20 protein-coding genes are annotated in these 19,124 nt (G+C 28.8%); 15 read left to right on the top strand and 5 right to left on the bottom strand.

Annotated elements, in window-relative coordinates; all coding sequences use genetic code 11:
• The first annotated feature begins 6 nt into the window (after positions 1-6).
• From dxs to NON08_RS04100, 15 genes are all read left to right on the top strand, one after another.
• On the top strand, positions 7-1,830 hold the full coding sequence (dxs, locus tag NON08_RS04170; protein WP_256690213.1) for a 1-deoxy-D-xylulose-5-phosphate synthase: 1,824 nt from the start codon (positions 7-9) through the stop codon (positions 1,828-1,830).
• The gene (locus NON08_RS04165; RefSeq protein ID WP_256690212.1) at positions 1,817-2,647 is read left to right on the top strand and encodes an HD domain-containing protein; all 831 of its coding nucleotides are present in this window, start codon (positions 1,817-1,819) and stop codon (positions 2,645-2,647) included. Before dxs ends, NON08_RS04165 begins: the two co-directional genes overlap by 14 nt.
• Positions 2,647-3,453 carry a TlyA family RNA methyltransferase gene (locus tag NON08_RS04160; RefSeq protein ID WP_256690211.1) on the top strand — a complete coding sequence of 269 codons (807 nt, stop codon included), beginning with the start codon at positions 2,647-2,649 and terminating at the stop codon, positions 3,451-3,453. The genes NON08_RS04165 and NON08_RS04160 overlap by 1 nt, the downstream gene beginning before the upstream one ends.
• Positions 3,450-4,727, top strand: coding sequence for a S41 family peptidase (locus tag NON08_RS04155; protein WP_413774022.1), 1,278 nt, complete (start codon positions 3,450-3,452; stop codon positions 4,725-4,727). The genes NON08_RS04160 and NON08_RS04155 overlap by 4 nt, the downstream gene beginning before the upstream one ends.
• An 18-nt stretch (positions 4,728-4,745) precedes the next feature.
• A complete protein-coding gene (gene rsmI / locus NON08_RS04150; protein WP_256690210.1) occupies positions 4,746-5,411 on the top strand; it encodes a 16S rRNA (cytidine(1402)-2'-O)-methyltransferase in 666 nt (221 codons plus the stop codon).
• 12 nt (positions 5,412-5,423) lie between these two features.
• Positions 5,424-6,320 carry a ribosome biogenesis GTPase YlqF gene (gene ylqF / locus NON08_RS04145; protein ID WP_256690209.1) on the top strand — a complete coding sequence of 299 codons (897 nt, stop codon included), beginning with the start codon at positions 5,424-5,426 and terminating at the stop codon, positions 6,318-6,320.
• Positions 6,321-6,329: 9 nt separating this feature from the next.
• Positions 6,330-7,154 carry an NAD+ synthase gene (locus NON08_RS04140; protein ID WP_256690208.1) on the top strand — a complete coding sequence of 275 codons (825 nt, stop codon included), beginning with the start codon at positions 6,330-6,332 and terminating at the stop codon, positions 7,152-7,154.
• 19 nt (positions 7,155-7,173) lie between these two features.
• Entirely contained in the window at positions 7,174-7,566 is a 393-nt protein-coding gene (locus NON08_RS04135; RefSeq protein ID WP_256690207.1) for a hypothetical protein, read from the top strand.
• Positions 7,556-7,975: a YchJ family metal-binding protein gene (locus NON08_RS04130; protein ID WP_256690206.1), complete on the top strand. Its 420-nt coding sequence runs from the start codon at positions 7,556-7,558 to the stop codon at positions 7,973-7,975. Before NON08_RS04135 ends, NON08_RS04130 begins: the two co-directional genes overlap by 11 nt.
• 27 nt (positions 7,976-8,002) lie before the next feature.
• Positions 8,003-9,289: a hypothetical protein gene (locus NON08_RS04125; RefSeq protein WP_256690205.1), complete on the top strand. Its 1,287-nt coding sequence runs from the start codon at positions 8,003-8,005 to the stop codon at positions 9,287-9,289.
• Positions 9,290-9,515: 226 nt separating this feature from the next.
• The gene (locus NON08_RS04120) at positions 9,516-10,325 is read left to right on the top strand and encodes a DUF3100 domain-containing protein (RefSeq protein WP_256690204.1); all 810 of its coding nucleotides are present in this window, start codon (positions 9,516-9,518) and stop codon (positions 10,323-10,325) included.
• The gene (locus NON08_RS04115) at positions 10,318-10,785 is read left to right on the top strand and encodes a hypothetical protein (RefSeq protein WP_256690203.1); all 468 of its coding nucleotides are present in this window, start codon (positions 10,318-10,320) and stop codon (positions 10,783-10,785) included. The genes NON08_RS04120 and NON08_RS04115 overlap by 8 nt, the downstream gene beginning before the upstream one ends.
• Before the next feature lie 37 nt (positions 10,786-10,822).
• Positions 10,823-12,139, top strand: a complete 1,317-nt coding sequence (locus tag NON08_RS04110; protein ID WP_256690202.1) for an amidohydrolase — start codon at positions 10,823-10,825, stop codon at positions 12,137-12,139.
• A 206-nt stretch (positions 12,140-12,345) separates the two neighbouring features.
• Positions 12,346-12,939 carry a TetR/AcrR family transcriptional regulator gene (locus tag NON08_RS04105; RefSeq protein WP_023050264.1) on the top strand — a complete coding sequence of 198 codons (594 nt, stop codon included), beginning with the start codon at positions 12,346-12,348 and terminating at the stop codon, positions 12,937-12,939.
• Positions 12,929-14,206, top strand: a complete 1,278-nt coding sequence (locus tag NON08_RS04100; RefSeq protein ID WP_256690201.1) for an OmpP1/FadL family transporter — start codon at positions 12,929-12,931, stop codon at positions 14,204-14,206. Before NON08_RS04105 ends, NON08_RS04100 begins: the two co-directional genes overlap by 11 nt.
• A gap of 38 nt (positions 14,207-14,244) precedes the next feature.
• Here the strand turns inward: NON08_RS04100 and smpB are convergent, their stop codons facing one another.
• The 5 genes from smpB to NON08_RS04075 are packed head-to-tail and all read right to left on the bottom strand — an operon-like array spanning position 14,245 to position 19,051.
• Positions 14,245-14,688 carry an SsrA-binding protein SmpB gene (smpB, locus tag NON08_RS04095; RefSeq protein WP_023050262.1) on the bottom strand — a complete coding sequence of 148 codons (444 nt, stop codon included), beginning with the start codon at positions 14,686-14,688 and terminating at the stop codon, positions 14,245-14,247.
• Positions 14,688-16,838, bottom strand: coding sequence for a ribonuclease R (rnr, locus tag NON08_RS04090; protein ID WP_023050261.1), 2,151 nt, complete (start codon positions 16,836-16,838; stop codon positions 14,688-14,690). The genes smpB and rnr overlap by 1 nt, the downstream gene beginning before the upstream one ends.
• Positions 16,839-16,851: 13 nt before the next feature.
• On the bottom strand, positions 16,852-17,415 hold the full coding sequence (gene yqeK, locus NON08_RS04085) for a bis(5'-nucleosyl)-tetraphosphatase (symmetrical) YqeK (RefSeq protein WP_256690199.1): 564 nt from the start codon (positions 17,413-17,415) through the stop codon (positions 16,852-16,854).
• A gap of 56 nt (positions 17,416-17,471) precedes the next feature.
• The gene (locus NON08_RS04080; protein ID WP_256690198.1) at positions 17,472-18,011 is read right to left on the bottom strand and encodes a GerMN domain-containing protein; all 540 of its coding nucleotides are present in this window, start codon (positions 18,009-18,011) and stop codon (positions 17,472-17,474) included.
• An 8-nt stretch (positions 18,012-18,019) separates the two neighbouring features.
• On the bottom strand, positions 18,020-19,051 hold the full coding sequence (locus NON08_RS04075) for an N-acetylmuramoyl-L-alanine amidase family protein (protein WP_256690197.1): 1,032 nt from the start codon (positions 19,049-19,051) through the stop codon (positions 18,020-18,022).
• Between the last annotated feature and the right edge of the window lie 73 nt (positions 19,052-19,124).

Genomic DNA, 19,124 nt, shown 5'->3' with positions numbered 1-19,124 from the left:
AAAAAGATGAGGGTAGATAAAGAATATATAAATAAGTTGCAAAGAGAAAGCCAAGAAATTAGAGATACATTAGTGGAAATAACAAGTAAAAATGGTGGGCATTTGGCACCAAATTTAGGTGTAGTTGAATTAACTCAAGGAATAGTAGAAGTCTTTGATTTACCAAAAGATAAACTTTTATTTGATGTTGGACATCAATCTTATGTTTATAAGTTATTAACGGGAAGAAAAGAAAAGTTTAAAACTTTAAGAACTAAAGGTGGAATAGGGCCATTTTCAGATCCTAAAGAAAGTGAATTTGACTTTTTTATAGCAGGACATGCTGGAAGTGCTCTTTCAGCTGGAGCAGGAATAGCTAAGGCAAATCCTGATAATAAAGTTATTGTTGTGATTGGAGATGCCTCTATTGCAAATGGTCATTCATTAGAAGCTTTAAATAATATAGGTGGAAATTTAAAGAATTTGATAATTATCTTGAATGATAATGAAATGTCAATTGGTGAAAATGTAGGATCTTTATCTAAATTTTTTGGAAAACTAATGATAAGTAATGCTTATATGAATATAAGAAAAGATATTAGAAGTGTTATAAGTAAAGGGAAAGTTGGAAATCAAGTAAAAAATATTTTAGAAAGAATAGAGTATTCTGTAAAGCAGTTCTTTTTACCTTCAAGCATATCAGAAGTTTTAGGTTATCAATTTTTAGGTGTAATAGATGGTCATAATTTAGAAGAGATTTTAAAAACATTAACTATAGCTAAAGAAATGGAAGGACCAGTTTTTATACATATAAAAACTGAAAAAGGTAAAGGATATCAATTGGCAGAAGAGAATAAAGAAAAGTTCCACGGAATTTCACCCTTTAACCCAGAAACGGGAGAGGTTGAAGTTGGCGGTAAGACATACTCTAGTATTTTTGGTTCAAAATTAGTATCTTTAGCAGAGAGAGATAGTGATATTTATGCTATTTCTGCAGCAATGGTAAAGGGAACTGGTTTAGGAGAGTTTCAAAATAGATTTAAAAATAGGTGTATAGATGTAGGGATAGCTGAAGGTCATGGAGTTACATTTTCAGCAGGTCTAGCAATTTCTGGGAAAAAACCATATGTAGCAATATATTCAACATTTTTTCAAAGAGCTTTAGATCAATTAATCCATGACGTGGGATTACAAAATTTACCAGTGAGATTTATAGTTGACCGTGCAGGAATAGTAGGTGAAGATGGAAAAACTCACCAAGGAATACATGATATAAATATGTTTTTAAGTATGCCAAATTTTAGAGTTTTAGCACCATCAACTGGAAAAGAGTTAGAAGAGATGCTAGAATTTTCAAAAGATTTTCAAGAGGGACCATTAGTAATTAGATTCCCAAGAGGCAAGGCTTTTGAAATTGAAAATAAAATAGATTGTAAATTTAAAATAGGAAAGTGGAATGAAATAAGAAAAGGAAAAAAAAATCTTTATCTTGTGACTGGAGCAATGCTAAAAGAAATTTTAGAAATAGAGAATAAACTTTTAGAAAAAGGCTTAGATGGAGCTATAGTAAATTGTTCTTCAATAAGACCTTTAGATGAAGATTTTATTTTTAATGAATTTTCCAAATATGATAATATATTCACCTTTGAAGATGGATACGAAAGAGGTGGCTTTGGAAACGAAGTATTAAGATTTTTAAATGAGAAAAAAATGAAAATTAATATAAATATAATAGCTTTAGATAGCGTAGCAATACCTCATGGATCAAGAAATGCACTGTTAGAGGATTATGGTCTAAGAGGTAAAAAACTAATAGAGAGAATTGAGGGTAGCATTAATGGCGAAAAATAGCAATGCACTGAAGTTTATAAAACTTCTATTAAACCATGAGATGGTTTTAGATTTAGATCATCATGATGATCAAGGGGTTAAAGTAACAACTCATACATATGATGTTTTAAAAATATCTTTTGAAGAGATAAGAAGAGATTATAGAGATTTAAGAGAAGCAAGAGAAAAGGTTGAATTTTTTTCAATTGTTGTAGGAGTAATTATTCATGATTTGAGCAAAGGAAGTATAAGGAAGGCTGATGAAAAACTTTCACATTCTCAAATGATGATCAAAAAACCTGAATATATCATCAAAGAAGCTGAAAGGGTTTTATCAGAAATTGAAGAGGTTTTAGATTTAAAAATAGTAGATAAAATAAAGAAGAATATAACACACATTGTTATATCACATCATGGTAAATGGGGAAAAATTCAACCTAACACTAAAGAAGCTCATATTGTTCATAGAGCAGATATGTATTCTGCAAAATATCATAGAATAAATCCTATTGGAGCAGATAAGATTTTAAAGCTAATGAGTGAGGGAATGAATATAGACGAAGTAGCTAAAAAGTTTAATTGTACAACAGGAGTTATAAAAGATCGATTAAAAAGAGCAAAGCATGAATTAAGATTAAAAAATACAAAGCAATTGTTGGGATATTATAAAAGTAAAAAGAAGATTCCTATAGGAGATGATTTTTTTACAAAAAGAGTTAGAGAAACTGAAAAATTAATAAAAGCAGTTGATAGATTGGGATTTGAAAATCTTATTTTAGAAAATCCTCTATTAAATTATTTAGAGGATGATAAGATTTTTGAAAAGGAAGGAAAATAATGAAAGAAAGAGTAGATGTTCTACTAGTTGAAAAAGGATTTTACGAAACTAGAGAAAAAGCAAAAAGAGCTATTATGGCTGGATTAGTTATAATAAATGAAAAAAAAATAGATAAACCAGGAACATCTATAAAAATAGATGAAGAACCTATAATAAGAGTAAAAGGTGATGCTTGTAAATATGTTAGTCGTGGAGGACTAAAATTAGAAAAAGCTATTAATGTTTTTAATTTAAATTTACAAGATAAGATAGTACTTGATGTAGGATCTTCAACAGGTGGTTTTACAGATTGTTCTTTACAAAATGGAGCTGCTTTTGTTTATGCAGTAGATGTGGGAACTAATCAATTAGATTGGAAATTAAGAAATGATTCTAGAGTAAAATCATTAGAGAATACTCATATAAAAGATTTAACACTAAATAATTTAAATAATGAAAAGGTTGATTACATAGTTATGGATGTTTCTTTTATATCTATAACTAAAGTTATAGAGCACTTAATAAAATTTTTTAAAGAAGAAACAAAGTTAATGGCACTAATAAAACCACAATTTGAAGTAGGAAAAGAAAATATTGAAAAGGGTGGAATAGTAAAAGATAGTAAGAAACATATAATGGCAATAGAAATGGTAATAGAGGAAGCTAAAAAATCAGGTCTTAGATTGAAATCATTAGATTTTTCACCAATAACGGGAACAAAAGGAAATATTGAATATATATCTTTATTTGAGATTGGAGAAGAGGAGTCTCACATCAACGTAGAATCAGTTGTAAAACAAGGAAAAAACTTGGGAGGAGCCATATGATAAAACTGTTGAGAAATACTGGAGTAGCACTACTTTTATCAGGAGTTATGATTGCAAACACAGTGCCGTCGTATTCTGTTGATAATGGATTTATTTCAAATATAAAAGAGTTAAAAGAACTTTCAGATATTATGAACATTATAAAAGAAAATCATGTAGGAACTGAAAAAGATCCAACAAATACGACTCTTATGCAAGGTGCATTAAAAGGAATGATGGAATCTTTAGATGACCCTCACTCTAATTATTTTACAAAAGAAGAATTGGAAAGCTTCAAAGAGGATATTGAAGGTAAATATGCTGGAGTAGGAATGGTTATTCAAAAAAAATCAGATGAACCTTTAATAGTAGTGTCACCTATAGAAGATACTCCAGCATATTTGGCAGGAATAAGAGCTAAGGACAAGATTATAGCAATAGATGGGGAAAGTACATACAAGTTAACTAGTGAGCAAAGTGTAAAAAAATTAAAAGGTGAACCAGGAACATCTGTAAAACTTACGGTTTATAGAGAAGAAGCAAAAGAAACCAAAGATGTTGAATTAAAAAGATCGATTATTCAATTAAAATATGTAAAAAGTAAAATGATTGGAAAAGACATAGGATATTTAAGGTTAACTCAATTTGGAGAAGATGTTTATAAAGACGTAAGAAAAGATCTAGAAAGTTTATTAAAAAAAGGAGCTAAAGGAATAATTCTTGATTTAAGAAGTAATCCAGGAGGATCTCTAGGGCAAGCAGTAAAAATTTCATCTATGTTTATCCCAGAAGGAAAAATAGTAAGTACAAAAGGAAAAACAGGAGAGGAAGAAATAGCATATAGAGAAGGTAAATATTTTGGGGATTTTCCACTTATAGTTTTAATAAATGAAGGTAGTGCATCTGCTTCTGAAATTGTTTCTGGAGCAATTAAAGATTATAAAAGAGGAGTTTTAATTGGAGAAAAATCATTTGGAAAAGGAAGTGTTCAAACATTGTTACCTTTACCTGATGGTGATGGAATAAAGCTTACTATAGCAAAATATTATACTCCAAGCGGAGTTTCTATTCATGGAAAAGGAATTGAGCCTGATATATTAGTAGAAGAAAAAGATGACTTTTTATTTTTTAATGGTTTTGTAACTAATGTAAATGAAGATGAAACAAAAGAGAATAGAAATGAAATTATAAAAGAGGTAAAAGGCGAAGAAGAAGCTAAAAAAATAATATCAAAGGGTGATATTCAATTAGATAAAGCTGTTGAAGAAATGAATAAACTTTTACAGAAAAAATAGAGGGAAATGAGGTAAAAAATGCTTTATATAGTAGCAACTCCCATAGGGAATTTAGATGATATAACTTTAAGAGCTATAAAAACTTTTGAAGAGGTAGATTTTGTTTTTGCAGAAGATACAAGAGTAACAAAAAAGTTGTTAAACCATTTAGGAATTGAAAAAATAGTTTATAGATATGATGAACATACAAAAATGCATCAAGTATCAAATATAGCAAATATGCTAGAGAATGGAAATAAAATTGCATTAGTAACAGATGCGGGGACACCTTGCATATCAGATCCAGGATTTGAAGTAGTGGATGAAGCTTTAAAAAGGGGTATAAAAGTTATACCTATTCCTGGACCAAGTGCGATGACGGCGGCAGCATCAGTAGCAGGAATATCAACAAGAAGATTTTGTTTTGAAGGTTTTTTGCCAAAGAAAAAAGGTAGACAGACTCTTTTAAAATCTTTAGCTACAGAGGAAAGAACTATAGTTATTTTTGAATCTCCTCATAGAATAGAAAAGACTCTAAGAGATATTGAAACATTTATAGGGATTAGAGAAGTAGTGATAGTTAGAGAAATAACAAAAATATATGAAGAGATTTTAAGAGGGACAACAACTGAATTAATAGAAAAATTAGAGAAAAATCCAATAAAGGGAGAGATTGTTCTTTTAATAAAGGGTAATGAAAAATAGAGGTGAGTAAAAATGTCGATGACAAAAATTAACTGGTATCCAGGGCATATGAAAAAAACAAAGGATTTAATTAAGGAGAATATGCCATTAATAGATATTGTTCTAGAGGTTGTAGATGCAAGAATTCCTTTATCAAGTAAAAACCCTGATATAGCTGGTTTTGCAAAAAATAAAAAAAGAGTAATTGTAATAAATAAATCTGACTTAGTTACAAAAGAAGAAATTAATTTTTGGAAAAAATTCTTTAAAGAGAATAATTTTGCAGATGAAGTTTTAGAATTATCAGCTGAAACAGGTTTTAATATAAAGACTCTTTACACAATCATAGATAAAGTTTCAAAAGAGAAAAAAGAAAAGTTAATGAAAAAAGGTTTAAGAAAAGTAAATACCAGACTTATGGTGGCAGGGATTCCAAATGTTGGAAAATCAAGATTAATAAATAGAATCGTTGGTAAAAATAGTGCTGGTGTTGGAAATAAACCTGGATTTACAAGAGGAAAACAATGGATTAGAATAAAAGAAGGATTAGAGTTACTAGATACTCCGGGTATTTTATGGCCAAAATTTGAAAATCAAGAAGTTGGTTATAATTTGGCAATAACTGGTGCAATAAGAGATGAGATTCTTCCAATAGATGAAGTAGCTTGTGTTTTAATTGAAAAAATGTTAAAAATGGGAAAAAAGAATGTTTTAAAAGAAAAATATAAGCTTTTAGAAGAAGACTTTGATCAAGTAAGTGGAGCAATAATAGAATCAATAGCTCTTAGAATGAACATGTTACAAAAAGGTGGAAATTTAAATGTACAACAAGCTACGTATACACTTTTAAGAGATTATAGAGCTTGTAAGTTAGGAAAATTTGGCTTAGATATGGATATAGCTGAAGAAATAAAAAACTTATACAAGTAGGAGAAAAAAATGAGTTGTAAATTGAATTTAGATTTAAATTTAGTTGAAAAAATATTAGTAAATTTTTTAAAGGAAGAGGCTAATAAAGTTGGATTTACAAAAGTAGTTCTTGGACTTTCTGGAGGAATAGATTCAGCATTGGTAGCTTATTTAGCAGCGAAAGCTTTTGGATCTGAAAATGTTTTAGGTATATTAATGCCTTATAAATCTTCTAGTAAAGAAAGTGTAGAACATGCTGAATTAGTTGTAAAAGATTTGGGAATAAAATCAAAAGTTATAGAGATAACTCCAATGGTAGAGCCGTATTTTCAAATGAATCCAGATATGGATGGATTAAGAAAAGGAAATAGAATGGCCAGAGAAAGAATGTGTATCTTATTTGACTATTCTGCTAAAGAAAAAGCTTTGGTATTAGGAACATCAAATAAAACTGAAATGCTATTAGGATACAGCACTCAATTTGGAGATGCTGCTTCCGCAATTAACGCGATAGGAGATTTATATAAAACACAAATTTGGGAACTATCAAAACATTTAGGTGTTCCTCAAGCACTAATTGACAAAAAACCAAGTGCTGACTTATGGGAAGGTCAAACTGATGAAAGTGAATTAGGATTTTCATATAAATTAGCAGATGAGATTTTATTTTTATTAATAGATGAGAGAGAAAAAAAAGAAAATATTATAAAAATGGGTTATCCAGAAGAAGTAGTAAATAAAGTTATTTGGAAAATTAAAATGTCTCAATATAAAAGAAAACTTCCTTTAATAGCAAAGGTGTCAACAAGAACTATAGGGAGAGAGTTTAGATATCCTAGAGATTGGGGAGTATAAAAAATAAGGAGGATCAAATTTGAGAGGGGAAGAGCAACTAAGAGAAGAGTTACAAGAATTTCAAAAAGAAAAGGAAAGAATTAGAAATATTGTTGGTCAAATAGGTGGTTCTAATAGTAAACAAAATAAAATAGTAAATACATTATTGATAGTTATAATAGCAACATTATTATTGTTAGGTGGGGTTTTTAATAGAATAACTCCAGCTTTGGCAGTACAAGTGGCTATTTTATTTAGTGTAATTAAATTAATTTGGATGTTTTACGAATCACAAAAAGCTAGTCATTTTCAATTTTGGATTTTAAACTCTTTAGAGTTCAGGATAAATGAAATTTATAAAAAAGTGAAAAAAATGGAGAAAGAATTAGAGGGATTAAAGAAAAAAGAGGAGCTTGAACAAGATGATAAATAATTTTAAAACTGCTGAAGAGCTAATGAAAGCAAGGTATAATGCCTTTGAAAATGGGGATATAGAATTTATAGTAGAAACTCATTATATAGAAACAAAAGAAAATATGGATATTGAAGAAACTAGAAAATGGGCACTAAATTCAGAATGGTTAGGTCTTGAAATTATATCAACTGAAAAAGGAACTGAAAATGATATAGAGGGAATTGTAGAGTTTAAAGCATTTTACAAAGAAAAAGGAAAAGAAACTATCCATCATGAAAAAAGTAAGTTTATAAAAGTGAATGATCAGTGGTTTTATTATGGATGCTTACCTCTTCATGGTACTATAGTCAAAGAAGAGAAAATAGGAAGAAACGATCCATGTATCTGTGGTTCAGGAAAAAAATATAAAAAATGTTGTGGAAAATAAAAAAATTTATTTAGGGGAGAGTAGTAAATGAAAATTGCTATTGTCGGTTATCCAGATTCAGTAAAAAAAATTTTAAGAACATTGGAATCGCAATATTCTCAAATTATATTTTTATCATATGAGATAAAGCAGCTTGGCGATTCTTTAGAAAGTTTAATGGAACTAAAGGGGAAAGTAGATGGTATTTTTTCTACAGGAGTAGGAGTTCATTCGGAACTTGTTAGTAAATTAGGTCTTGAAGTACCAATGGTTTATTCTAATAGAGAAGCAGGAAGTATTTTAAAAGCTTTGTGGGAAGTAAGAGAAGATTATGAGAGTTTATTTAGTTTAAAGATAGGATTTGATATTGTAGAAAAAAAAGTTCTGTTTGATACTTTAGATGAGTTTGGAATAAGACTAAGAGGGGTTGATGTTCAAGAATATCAAGAAGATAAAACAGAGTTAGATTTTTTAGATGAGCATATTAAAAATCTATCAAAAGGAAATGTTCATTGTGTATTAACTGCTTTTGGATATGTTTATGATTATTTTAAAAGTAAAAATAAACCAGTTTATAGATTACAATCAACAAAAAATGAAATAACTAATCAAATGAAAGTTTTATTAAAAGATATAAAAATTAATGAAAATTCTAAAAATAGAATTGGAATAAAGATAATAAAAGTTGTAAAAAAAATAAAAAAGGATGAAAGTGATTATGATAAAATCTCTTTTAAGATGAAGCTTAATCAAATTTTTTTAAAATATTCTAAAGAAATTCATGGAAATTATCAAGAGTTAACAGAGAATGAGTATATATTTTTTACAACTCAAAAAATTTTAGAAACTAAAGATAGTGAGCTAAATTTTTTAAAGCTGTTAAATGAAATTTATATTTTAGGTGGGAAAGTTGCGATTGGAATTGGCTATGCAGAAAATATCCAAGATGCAACAGCTAATGCAAAAAAAGCTTTAAATATAAGTATTCTAAATGATAAAGGAGAAGCGTATCTTTTTTCTGATAATAAAATAAGAGGACCATTATATAAGAAAAATAGGTTTGATTACTCTACTAAAATAAGTAATACTTTTGAAAAAGAGGCTAAAAAAATTGGAATTACCCCAAAATATTTATCAAAAATAAGAGCTTTACAAGAAAGTTTAAGCAAAAGAGAGTTTACAAGTAAAGAACTTTCTGAACTGTTAGATATAACAGAAAGAAGTGTTAATAGAATAGTAAAGCCTATTATAGGAAATGGGTATGCTGAAATAATAGAGTATGAAGTTTGTTCTTCAGCTGGTCGCCCAAGGAGAGTAATAAAATTTAAGTTTTGAAATAAAAAAAGATGAGAAAATAATTTTTCATCTTTTTTTTATTTTAAAAAAACCAAAATAAGTATTGAAACAGAACATTACAATTTAAAAATAACTGAAAAATACGAAAAAAATCTTGACATAATATTAAAAAAATAGTATTATTTTAAATATAAAATAAGGACCTATTTAAGACATTGTCCTTTTAGGTAGTATATAAAAAATAAATTAAGGAAGAGTGAGTACTATGAACAAAAACACAATTAATGTATTTTTAGTTGTAACAATTATTTCACTAGTATGTGAAAAAGTTGGAAAAATTCAATTAGGGAAAGTTGCTTTATTCCCAATGTTATTTGCGGTAATTATTGGAATGATATTAACACCAGATTTATTAGGGAAAAAAATTAAAAAATTAAGAGATATCATCGGTGAAAAAGAGATGAAAATAGCTAGTGATATGGTTATGCTAATTCTTTTAATGTTAGGGATAAAATTAGGAACTTTTGTAGGACCTAATTTAGATAAAATTATTCAGGCAGGACCTGCATTTTTAGCACAAGAGTTTGGGCATGTTTTGGCTCCACTTGTAGCAGTACCTTTAGCTCTTAAATTAGGATTAACAAGAGAGGCTATTGGAGCAGGATCAAGTATAAGTAGAGAAGCTTCTTTAGGAGTAATTGGAGAGAAATATGGAATTTCATCTTTAGAAGGAAGTGGGGTATTAGGAGTTTATTTAGCAGGAACAATAGTAGGAACTATATATTTTGGAGTATTAGGCTCATTAGCAATATACACAGGAATTCATCCATTAGCTTTAGGAATGGCTTGTGGAGTAGGAAGCGGAAGTATGATGACGGCAGCAGCTTCATCTTTAGCAGAAGTAGTTGGACCTCAATATGCAGATCAAGTTTTTGCATATGCGTCAACGAGTAATATGCTATCAGGATTAACAGGAGTAAATATTCTTGTATTTATATCATTACCATTTACAGAGTGGTATTATAAAAAATTATCTCCAAAGTTTTTAAAAAAGGAAGTGAAACAACATGCGTAGTTTAGATATAAAAAAATATGTATTATACTTTATACTTATGTCAATGACTGGAATTATAGTTTTAGCAGGACAAGCAATTGGCTTACAGAAACAATTTATAGGAGCTATTCCAGGAATGTTTTTAATAATAATTTTAGCATTAGGATGTTTTGCTGTTAAGGAAGCTTTTCCTAAGTTTCCATTACCAGCATATGCATTATCAACAATAGTAGGAATGATAGTTAGTATTCCAGCATTATCAATTTCAAAATTCTTTGCTCCACAAATTGGAACAGTTGAATTTATGCCTTTATGTACGCCATTACTTGCATTTGCAGGTATTTCGGTGGGAGATAAAATTGAACAATTAAAAGCTATGTCTTGGAAAATTGTTATAATAGCATTAGTTGTATTTACAACAATTTTCTTTGCTTGTGCTTTAATAGCTCAAGGGGTATTAAGATTACAGGGTGCGATTTAATTAGTTAAGATTTAAATAAATTTAAGGAGAAAAAATTATGAATTTAAATGAAATTAAAGAGAGAGTAATAAAAGCTATTGATGAAAATAAAAATTTAATTTTAAAAGCTGGACAAGATATGTATAATAATCCAGAATTTGGATACAAAGAATTTAAAGGAACAGAGATTGTTTCAAATTATTTTAAAAATGAATTAGGATTAAATGTAGAAGAAGGAATTGCATATACAGGATGTAGAGCTAGAGCTAATGAAAATGTAGAGGGACCTAAGATAGCAATTTTAGGAGAGTTAGATGCAATTTCTTGTAGTGATCATAAAGATTCTAATGAGCTGGGAGCAGTTCATGCGTGTGGACATCATATTCAAATAGCGGGAATGTTGGGAGCAGCTACGGGACTTATAAAATCAGGGATTTTAAATGAATTAGGTGGAAAGATAGATTTTATGGCTACTCCAGCAGAAGAATTTGTAGAACTAGGATATAGAACTCAGCTTAGAGAAGAAGGTAAAATAAAGTACTTTGGTGGAAAGCAAGAAATGATTTATAATGGAGCATTTGATGATGTAGATATGGCAGTTATGTTTCATGCTTTAGATTTAGGCGATAAAAAAGTCTTAACTGGTCCTGTAAGCAATGGTTTTATAGGAAAAACTGTTAAGTTCATAGGAAAAGAATCTCATGCAGGATCAGCACCTCACGAGGGTATAAATGCTCTGAATGCAGCAATGTTAGGTATAAATAATGTGCATGCTCAAAGAGAAACATTTAAAGATAGCGATAGAGTAAGATTCCATCCAATTATAACAAAGGGTGGAGATATTGTAAATTCAGTTCCAGCAGATGTAAGAATGGAAGCTTATGTTAGAGCTAGAACAATTGAGGGAATGATAGATGCTAATAAAAAAGTAAATAGAGGTTTAACAGCAGGTGCTTATGCAGTTGGTGCTGAAATAGAAATAACAGAGATTCCAGGATATTTACCAATTTTAAAACATGATTCTATGGAAGATGTTTTAGAAGGAAACTTAGAGTATTTAGGGTTAAAAGATGATATGATTAAAGGTGGAGATTTTACAGGATCTTTTGATTTTGGAGATGTATCTCATATAATGCCTACTCTTCATCCAATGTTTGGAGGAATAAACGGAGCTCTTCATACAAGAGATTTCAAAACTGTAGATGATGAAATTGCAATATTAATGCCAGCAAAAGCTTTAGCATTAACAGTTGTTGACTTATTATTTGCTCAAGGAAAAAAAGCAAAAGAAATTTTAGATAACTTTAAACCAGTTATGACTAAGGAAGAGTATTTAACTTTTATGGAGTCAAATGATAAAGTTATAAAAGCTTAATAATAACTTATTTTTAATAATTTTCTCATAGAAAGAGGCTATTTAATAGCCTCTTTTTCTATTTATATAATAAATTTCATAACAGTGTTGTGTAAAAAAATGACGATTCCATAACAGTGCTATATAATAAAAATCTTGAATTTATACATATAGTGAGATATAATATAAAACATGTTTAAAAAATAACATAACATATAGGAGAAAAAATGGGAAGAAAACCTAATTTTACTAGAGAAGAAATTTTGAATAGTGCATTTGAAATTTTAAACAATGAGAGTTTAAAAGATGTAACAGCAAGAAATATAGCAAAAAAGCTGGGAGTATCTACAATAGCTATATATTCAGCTTTTAAATCAATGGATGAACTAAAAAATGAATTAGCTAAAAAAGCTAAAACAAAACTTTTTGAATATACAAAACGTGACTATACTGATTTATCAATTTTAAATATAGGGATAGGAATATGTCTTTTTGCAAAAGAGGAAAAAGCATTATTTAGAACAATTTTTTTAAGAGAAGGTTTACCTAGAGAATTTATGGATCAGATTATGGATGATTTTAGAAATTTAATATATAGTGGATTTAATAATAATAGAGAATATAATCAATTTCCAGAAGATATAATAGAATGGGTTATAAAAAAAGGATGGTATTTTTCTCATGGATATGCAACTTTAATATGTACAGGGTTCTATATTGATATAGAGTTTGAAACTTTTAAAAAAGAAGTTATTGAAATGGGAAATGTATTGATAGAAAAAGCTTTAGAAATGACAAAGGAGAGGGATAATGAAGTTTAAGCAACAATTAATGTTATTAGGGATAGTTTTATCAGCTAATGCTATGGGGGGAAGCATAGACTATCTTTCACAACAGGATGCAGAGTATTTAGCACATCCAGCTATGGTTGGAAAAATTGGAGTGTCTGGAGCATATTATAATCCAGCTGGAACGGTATGGCTAGAAGATGGAACTTATATACAAGTAAATAATCAAACACATTTGAAAGAATATAGTATGGAACATGGAGATTATAAATTTAAAAGTGATAAACCATCACCAGTAGTTCCAAGCTTACAAATTGTAAAGAAAAAAGGAGATACAGCATTTTTCTTTCACGCTGGAGCGATAGCAGGTGGAGGAAGTGTAGCATATAGTGGAGGAATAGCAACATTCCCAGAGATAGCGGACAAGTTTCCTGCTGGAGAATTTACAGGTGGTTCGACAATACATGGTAAGTCATACTATGTTGCTTTTCAAGGTGGAATAGCTAGAAAATTCAATGAAGCTTGGAGTGGAGCAGTTGGGCTTAGATTAATTGACGCTGAAAGAAAATTTAAAGGTGAAGGGAATTTTACAACAAAAGCATCGCCTATAACAGGAAATGTAAAATTTGATATAGATTCAGAAAGAACAGCTTTTGGAGTAGCTGGAATATTTGGAGTAAATTATCATCCAAATGATAGATTTAATTTAGGAATGAGATACGAAACTGAAACTAAGCTAGATTTTGATAATAAAGAGCATAAATTAAAAAATGGATTTAATGCATCTACAGGAACTCCAATTATAGGAAATATATTTTATGATATAATATCTAAAGATCCTGCAATTAAACAATGGATGGCAGAGGGAAGTGGAAAAAGAAACTTACCTGCAATGGCAGCGATTGGAGCATCTTATAGAGCAACAGATAAATTGACACTTTTAGCTTCTGGAAACTATTATTTCATAAAAGAAGCAAGCGATGACTTAGGAAACTTTGATCATTATGATAATGGATATGAGGTAGCAGTTGGTTTAGATTATCAATTAAATGAAAAGTGGACCTTAATGACAGGTTACCAGTATACAGATACAGGAGCTAATGAAAAAACATATACAGATACTGATTATGTTTTAGATGCAAATATGTATTCAGCAGGAGTTAAATACAAATATAGCTCACAACTTGAATTAATGGCAACATACTCATATGTAGATTATATGAATGATAAAAATATTAAAAATATTAGATATAGTAAGCATGTAGATGCCTTTGGATTAGGATTGATTTATAAATTTTAATAAAACAAAAAAAGCAGATAATTTATCTGCTTTTTTTATTAATATCTTTCTTTTACTTCTCTCTCAATATTTCTTTGTTGATCTTTTTTTGCTAAAGAGTCACGTTTATCATAATTTTTCTTACCTCTAGCTAAAGCAATTTCTACTTTGACAAAGCCTTTAGATAAGTGAATATTCAAAGGTACAATTGTATAACCTTTTTGCATAACTTTTTCGTGTAATTTTTTAATCTCTCCTTTATGTAAAAGCAATTTTCTAACTCTTCTTTCATCAGGATTATAAACACTACCAAAAGACCATGGAACAACAGTCATACCCATGATAAAAATTTCATTGTTTATTATTCTAATAAAAGACTCTTTAATGCTAGTTTTACCAGCCTTTATAGATTTAACCTCACTACCAACTAGTTCAATTCCGGCTTCAAATCTATCTTCAATAAAATAGTCAAAAAAAGCTTTTTTGTTATTAGCTAATATCATTAAAATCTCCCCTCTTTTCTTCTCCCTGTGTATTCGTGACAAAATTCAGTTGGAACAACTTCTATTTCAAGCATTTGTAAATCAGATCTAACTATTAGGATATCCATTTTATCACCTAAATGAAACTCTCTATTTGTATCTAAATCTTTCATAACATAATTATTTTCATCAAATTCATAGAAGTTTTTAGCTGTAGTTACATCCCAGAAACATTCTACATGTTCCTCTGTTTCAAAGAATATTTTTTTATTGTTAAATCCAACTATAGTAGCTTTAAATTCATCTCCAATTTTATCAAGCATATATTCAACTATTTTAATTTTAACACTTTCATCTTCTACCTTCATAGCTTTTCTTTCTGTTTGAGAAATATGTTGTGTAACTTCTGGTAAGTAGTTTATAAGAGTTCCAAATTGCTTTTTAGTTGGATAACCATGTATAGCAATATTTAAAATTCTATGTATAAGTAAATCAGCATATCTTCTAATAGGAGATGTAAAATGTGTATAATAATTAGATGATAGACCAAAGTGTCCTAAGTTTTCAACACCGTATCTAGCTTGTTTAAGAGACATTAAAATCATTTTATGTACAATCATATTAATACCTCTAGCTTCAGAGTCTTCAATAATTGATTGGAATTTTTTTGGATGAATATCTTCAAAAGAGTGAAGTCTATATCCAAATCTAGAAAGAGTTTCGCTTAAAGTTTTTACTCTTTCTGGGTCAGGAGTTTCATGAACTCTATAAACAGAAGGTATTTCTAACCAGAAAAGTTTTTCTGCAACGGCTTCATTAGCCATAATCATAAAATCTTCGATGATTCTTTCTGATTCACCTCTTTCAATATTTTTTAAGTATTTAACTTTTTTATTTTCGTCTAAAACAACTTTAACTTCAGGAAGATCAAAATCAATAGAACCTCTGTTGTATTTGATAGCTCTTATAATCTTAGAAAGCTCTAACATAGTAAATAGCATATCTACGATATCACTATATTTCTCAGTAGTTTCAGGATCCTTAGCAATAATTTTATTAACATTTCCATAAGTCATTCTGTGAGCAGTTTTAATAACTGATTTATATGTTTGAACATCAATAGCTCTTCCATGAGAATCAATAAGAAGTTCAACAGAGAATGTAAGTTTGTCTTCATGTGGATTTAAAGAGCATATTCCATTTGAAATTTCTTTAGGGAACATAGGTAAAACTCTATCAACTAGATAAACAGAGTTTCCTCTTTTTTCAGCTTCTTTATCTAATTTAGATCCAGTTGGAATATAGTGGGAAACATCGGCAATAGCTACGATAAGTTTATAGTATCCGTTATCTAATTTTTCCACATAAACAGCATCATCTAAGTCTTTGGCATCGTCACCATCAATTGTTATTATTGGAAGGTGTCTTAAATCTTTTCTTTTCTTTATTTCATCCTCAGATATTACAGTTGGGATTTGACGAGCTTCTGCAATGACATCATCTGGAAATTCTTCTGATAAACCTTCTCTAAGAATTAAAGCCTTAATCATATTATCTGTATCGAAAGGGTTACCAATTGATTCAAGAATTTTCCCTTCAGGCTTTTTTTCATCGCTTCCCCAAAAAGTTACATCAACAACAACTAACTCACCATCTTTGGCTTTATTGAAAAAGTTTTTAGGAATATATATATCTCTACCAAAAGATTGTGTTGGTCTTACAAAACCAAAGTTTTCTTTCTTTTCAAAGATTCCTATAATTGTATTTTTTTCTCTTACAAGAACTTCAACAATTTCTCCCTCTTGCTTTCCTTTGCCTTCAGGTGTTGTAACGTTTATTAAAACAGTGTCTCCATCTAAAGCTGTTCCGAATTTACTTCTAGGGATAAAGTATCCCTCAGTATCAGTATCAACAAAACCAAACTTTCCTTTAATATTTGAAAATTTTCCTTTAATAAAACCTAAATTTTCAGGGATATTATATTTATTTCTTTTATTTTTCATAATCTCTCCAGAATTAATCCAAATTTCAAGAATTTCTCTATTTTCTTTTTTAAATTTTGGAGACCATCCCATAGCTTTAGTTATTTCATCAAGAGTTAAAGCTTTACTATTTTTTAATATATTTTTTAATTTATCAAGTTGTTTATCTAATTTTGTATTTGTTTTCATATAATTCCTCCTATTAGCTTATTTTTAAAAGCCAATTACGCATCTCAATAGAATTTATATGTATAATAAATTCTCCTTTTACAAGATATTCAATTTTTTTATTAACTTCTAGTAAAATGGCTTTATTTAAATTTACTAGAGCTAAATCTCTGATTTTTTCAACGTGAGGATAATCTCTTTTTGGTTCAATAGCATCAGCTATATAAACTATTTTTTCAGTTAAACTCATATTTTTTCTGCCAGTAGTATGGTATTTGATTGCACTTAAAATTTCTGTATCAGTTATTTTAAAAATTTCTTTAGCTATGTATGCACTAGCATAGCTATGTAAGATTTCAATATTTTCTAAATAGTCTTCTGTTTCAGATAGGAAGTGCTCTTTAGCAATTTTAATAAGGTCTTCTCTTTTAAATTCTTTAGCGTAGTCATGTAAAAGAGCTGCAGTAGATATTTTATTTAAATCGCCATCATATATTTTTCCAAGAGTAAGAGCAGTTTCTAAAACTCTTATGGAATGATCATATCGCTTTTTTGAAAGTATATTACTTAATTCTTTTTTTAAAAAATCTATTGTCATAGGAAGCCTCCAAATTTTTAAAAAGGAGTTTCTGAAAATAGAAACTCCTCAAAAAATTATATATTGCTATTTAATTTATAGCTTTTATTGATGTTGATAAAGTTAACTTTATCAGTTGGAATACCATTTATAAGTAGGACTACATTATCCGCACCACCAGGTGTTAACAAGCTATTTACAAAAGAATAGATCAAAAGTAATTCCTCTTGTGGAGTTTTAGCAGAGGATAAAATTTTTGAATCTAAATCTAAGTATAGGGTTCTATTTTTTAAATATACTTCATATTTAAAATTTTCTTTTTTTATGATATTTTTATCTTCTAATTTCTTAATAAGTTGAAAAAGAATATCTTTTAAAATATCTTGCTGATTACTTAAATTAGAAATAAGATTGATATCTTCACTGTTTAATTTTCCTTGTTTTAAATTAGGAAAAAAAATAGGTGTTGTAACTTTAGTAACTTCCATTGATTCGAATGTTGGAGTAGATATAGGAGTAATTATTTCACTTTTTTTATTAAGTTTGTTTGAATAAATTCCAGTTCCAACAACAATAACAATTAAAATTACTAGAAAACTTTTTAATTTATATGACATAAAACCTCCTAATAGAAAAATGCTCTAATTTTATTTGCTAATTCATCTGCCATAACAGTTTGATTTGTATCTCTAGAAAGTTTTGTTACATCAGATTTATTTGTTATAAAACCTAATTCTACAAGAATACCAGGTCCATTAAATCCTCTAAGAACAGCAAAATTAGCTCCGTAAATTCCACGATCTCTCATTCCTAGTCTTTTAGAGAGAGAGGTATTAAGTGGTCTTGCTATAGTAATTGCTTTTTCCATATTTTTATTGTAAGAAAGTTCACCCATAATCTGTGCTATACTAGTTGTTTTTTCCCCATATTTTTCCCCAAAACTATTTTCATAGGAAGCAATTTTTTCAGCATATGGAGATGATTTTTTAGAGAAATAAAATATTTCCATTCCTTGAGCTGAAGAACTTTTAGAAGCATTCAAATGTAAACTGACAAAAAGATCAGCTTTACTTCTATTTGCTATTTTACTTCTTTCTGAAAGACTTATAAAAGTATCAGAACTTCTAGTCATTATTACATTAAAATCCTTAGAAAGTTTAGTCTGTAATTTTTTAGCTACAGCTAGAGCAATATCTTTTTCTTTATATTTATTGAATCCGATAGCTCCAGGATCTTTTCCACCGTGTCCTGCATCGATAGCGATAGTAAACTCTTTTTTAGAAGAATTAGTTGGTCTTAAATCTACGACAACTCGGTGTGGATTAGTTAGAGAATAAACTTTGTGACCAGTTCCTTTTTTTAATTTTATAAAAAATCCAACATTGGAACCATAGTCAATCATATCTATTTTTTCAATATTTTTTCCCATAAAATTAGAATTATTTAATTTTGTTCCCATTTTAACTTTTTCGATTTCAATAAAAAGTAATCGATTATATTCATCATAATTTGAATTATATTTAGGTTTTATTGTACTCGATATATCAAAAACTAATTGAGGTGGGTTATTGTTAAGTCTAATTTTTTTTATTGTGTTATTAGCAAAAAGTGTTAAAGAAAATAGACAAAAAACAAAAAATATAAGGTATTTTTTCATATTTCCTCTCCATTGATTTAGAATAATAAAATAGGATGGAAAAGTTTATCCATCCCATCCTTTTTAGATATTT

The organism is Cetobacterium sp. NK01 (genome assembly GCF_024506395.1).
GTDB classification, from domain to species: Bacteria; Fusobacteriota; Fusobacteriia; order Fusobacteriales; family Fusobacteriaceae; genus Cetobacterium_A; species Cetobacterium_A somerae_A.
This window is presented reverse-complemented; position numbering and strand designations above follow the sequence as displayed.

Bases quoted from the DNA above. Each gene is read 5' to 3' on its own strand.
- dxs (WP_256690213.1), top strand. From the start codon at position 7: ATGAGGGTAGATAAAGAATATATAAATAAGTTGCAAAGAGAAAGCCAA.
- NON08_RS04165 (WP_256690212.1), top strand. From the start codon at position 1,817: ATGGCGAAAAATAGCAATGCACTGAAGTTTATAAAACTTCTATTAAAC.
- NON08_RS04160 (WP_256690211.1), top strand. From the start codon at position 2,647: ATGAAAGAAAGAGTAGATGTTCTACTAGTTGAAAAAGGATTTTACGAA.
- NON08_RS04155 (WP_413774022.1), top strand. From the start codon at position 3,450: ATGATAAAACTGTTGAGAAATACTGGAGTAGCACTACTTTTATCAGGA.
- rsmI (WP_256690210.1), top strand. From the start codon at position 4,746: ATGCTTTATATAGTAGCAACTCCCATAGGGAATTTAGATGATATAACT.
- ylqF (WP_256690209.1), top strand. From the start codon at position 5,424: ATGTCGATGACAAAAATTAACTGGTATCCAGGGCATATGAAAAAAACA.
- NON08_RS04140 (WP_256690208.1), top strand. From the start codon at position 6,330: ATGAGTTGTAAATTGAATTTAGATTTAAATTTAGTTGAAAAAATATTA.
- NON08_RS04130 (WP_256690206.1), top strand. From the start codon at position 7,556: ATGATAAATAATTTTAAAACTGCTGAAGAGCTAATGAAAGCAAGGTAT.
- NON08_RS04125 (WP_256690205.1), top strand. From the start codon at position 8,003: ATGAAAATTGCTATTGTCGGTTATCCAGATTCAGTAAAAAAAATTTTA.
- NON08_RS04120 (WP_256690204.1), top strand. From the start codon at position 9,516: ATGAACAAAAACACAATTAATGTATTTTTAGTTGTAACAATTATTTCA.
- NON08_RS04115 (WP_256690203.1), top strand. From the start codon at position 10,318: ATGCGTAGTTTAGATATAAAAAAATATGTATTATACTTTATACTTATG.
- NON08_RS04110 (WP_256690202.1), top strand. From the start codon at position 10,823: ATGAATTTAAATGAAATTAAAGAGAGAGTAATAAAAGCTATTGATGAA.
- NON08_RS04105 (WP_023050264.1), top strand. From the start codon at position 12,346: ATGGGAAGAAAACCTAATTTTACTAGAGAAGAAATTTTGAATAGTGCA.
- NON08_RS04100 (WP_256690201.1), top strand. From the start codon at position 12,929: ATGAAGTTTAAGCAACAATTAATGTTATTAGGGATAGTTTTATCAGCT.
- smpB (WP_023050262.1), bottom strand. From the start codon at position 14,688: ATGATATTAGCTAATAACAAAAAAGCTTTTTTTGACTATTTTATTGAA.
- rnr (WP_023050261.1), bottom strand. From the start codon at position 16,838: ATGAAAACAAATACAAAATTAGATAAACAACTTGATAAATTAAAAAAT.
- yqeK (WP_256690199.1), bottom strand. From the start codon at position 17,415: ATGACAATAGATTTTTTAAAAAAAGAATTAAGTAATATACTTTCAAAA.
- NON08_RS04080 (WP_256690198.1), bottom strand. From the start codon at position 18,011: ATGTCATATAAATTAAAAAGTTTTCTAGTAATTTTAATTGTTATTGTT.
- NON08_RS04075 (WP_256690197.1), bottom strand. From the start codon at position 19,051: ATGAAAAAATACCTTATATTTTTTGTTTTTTGTCTATTTTCTTTAACA.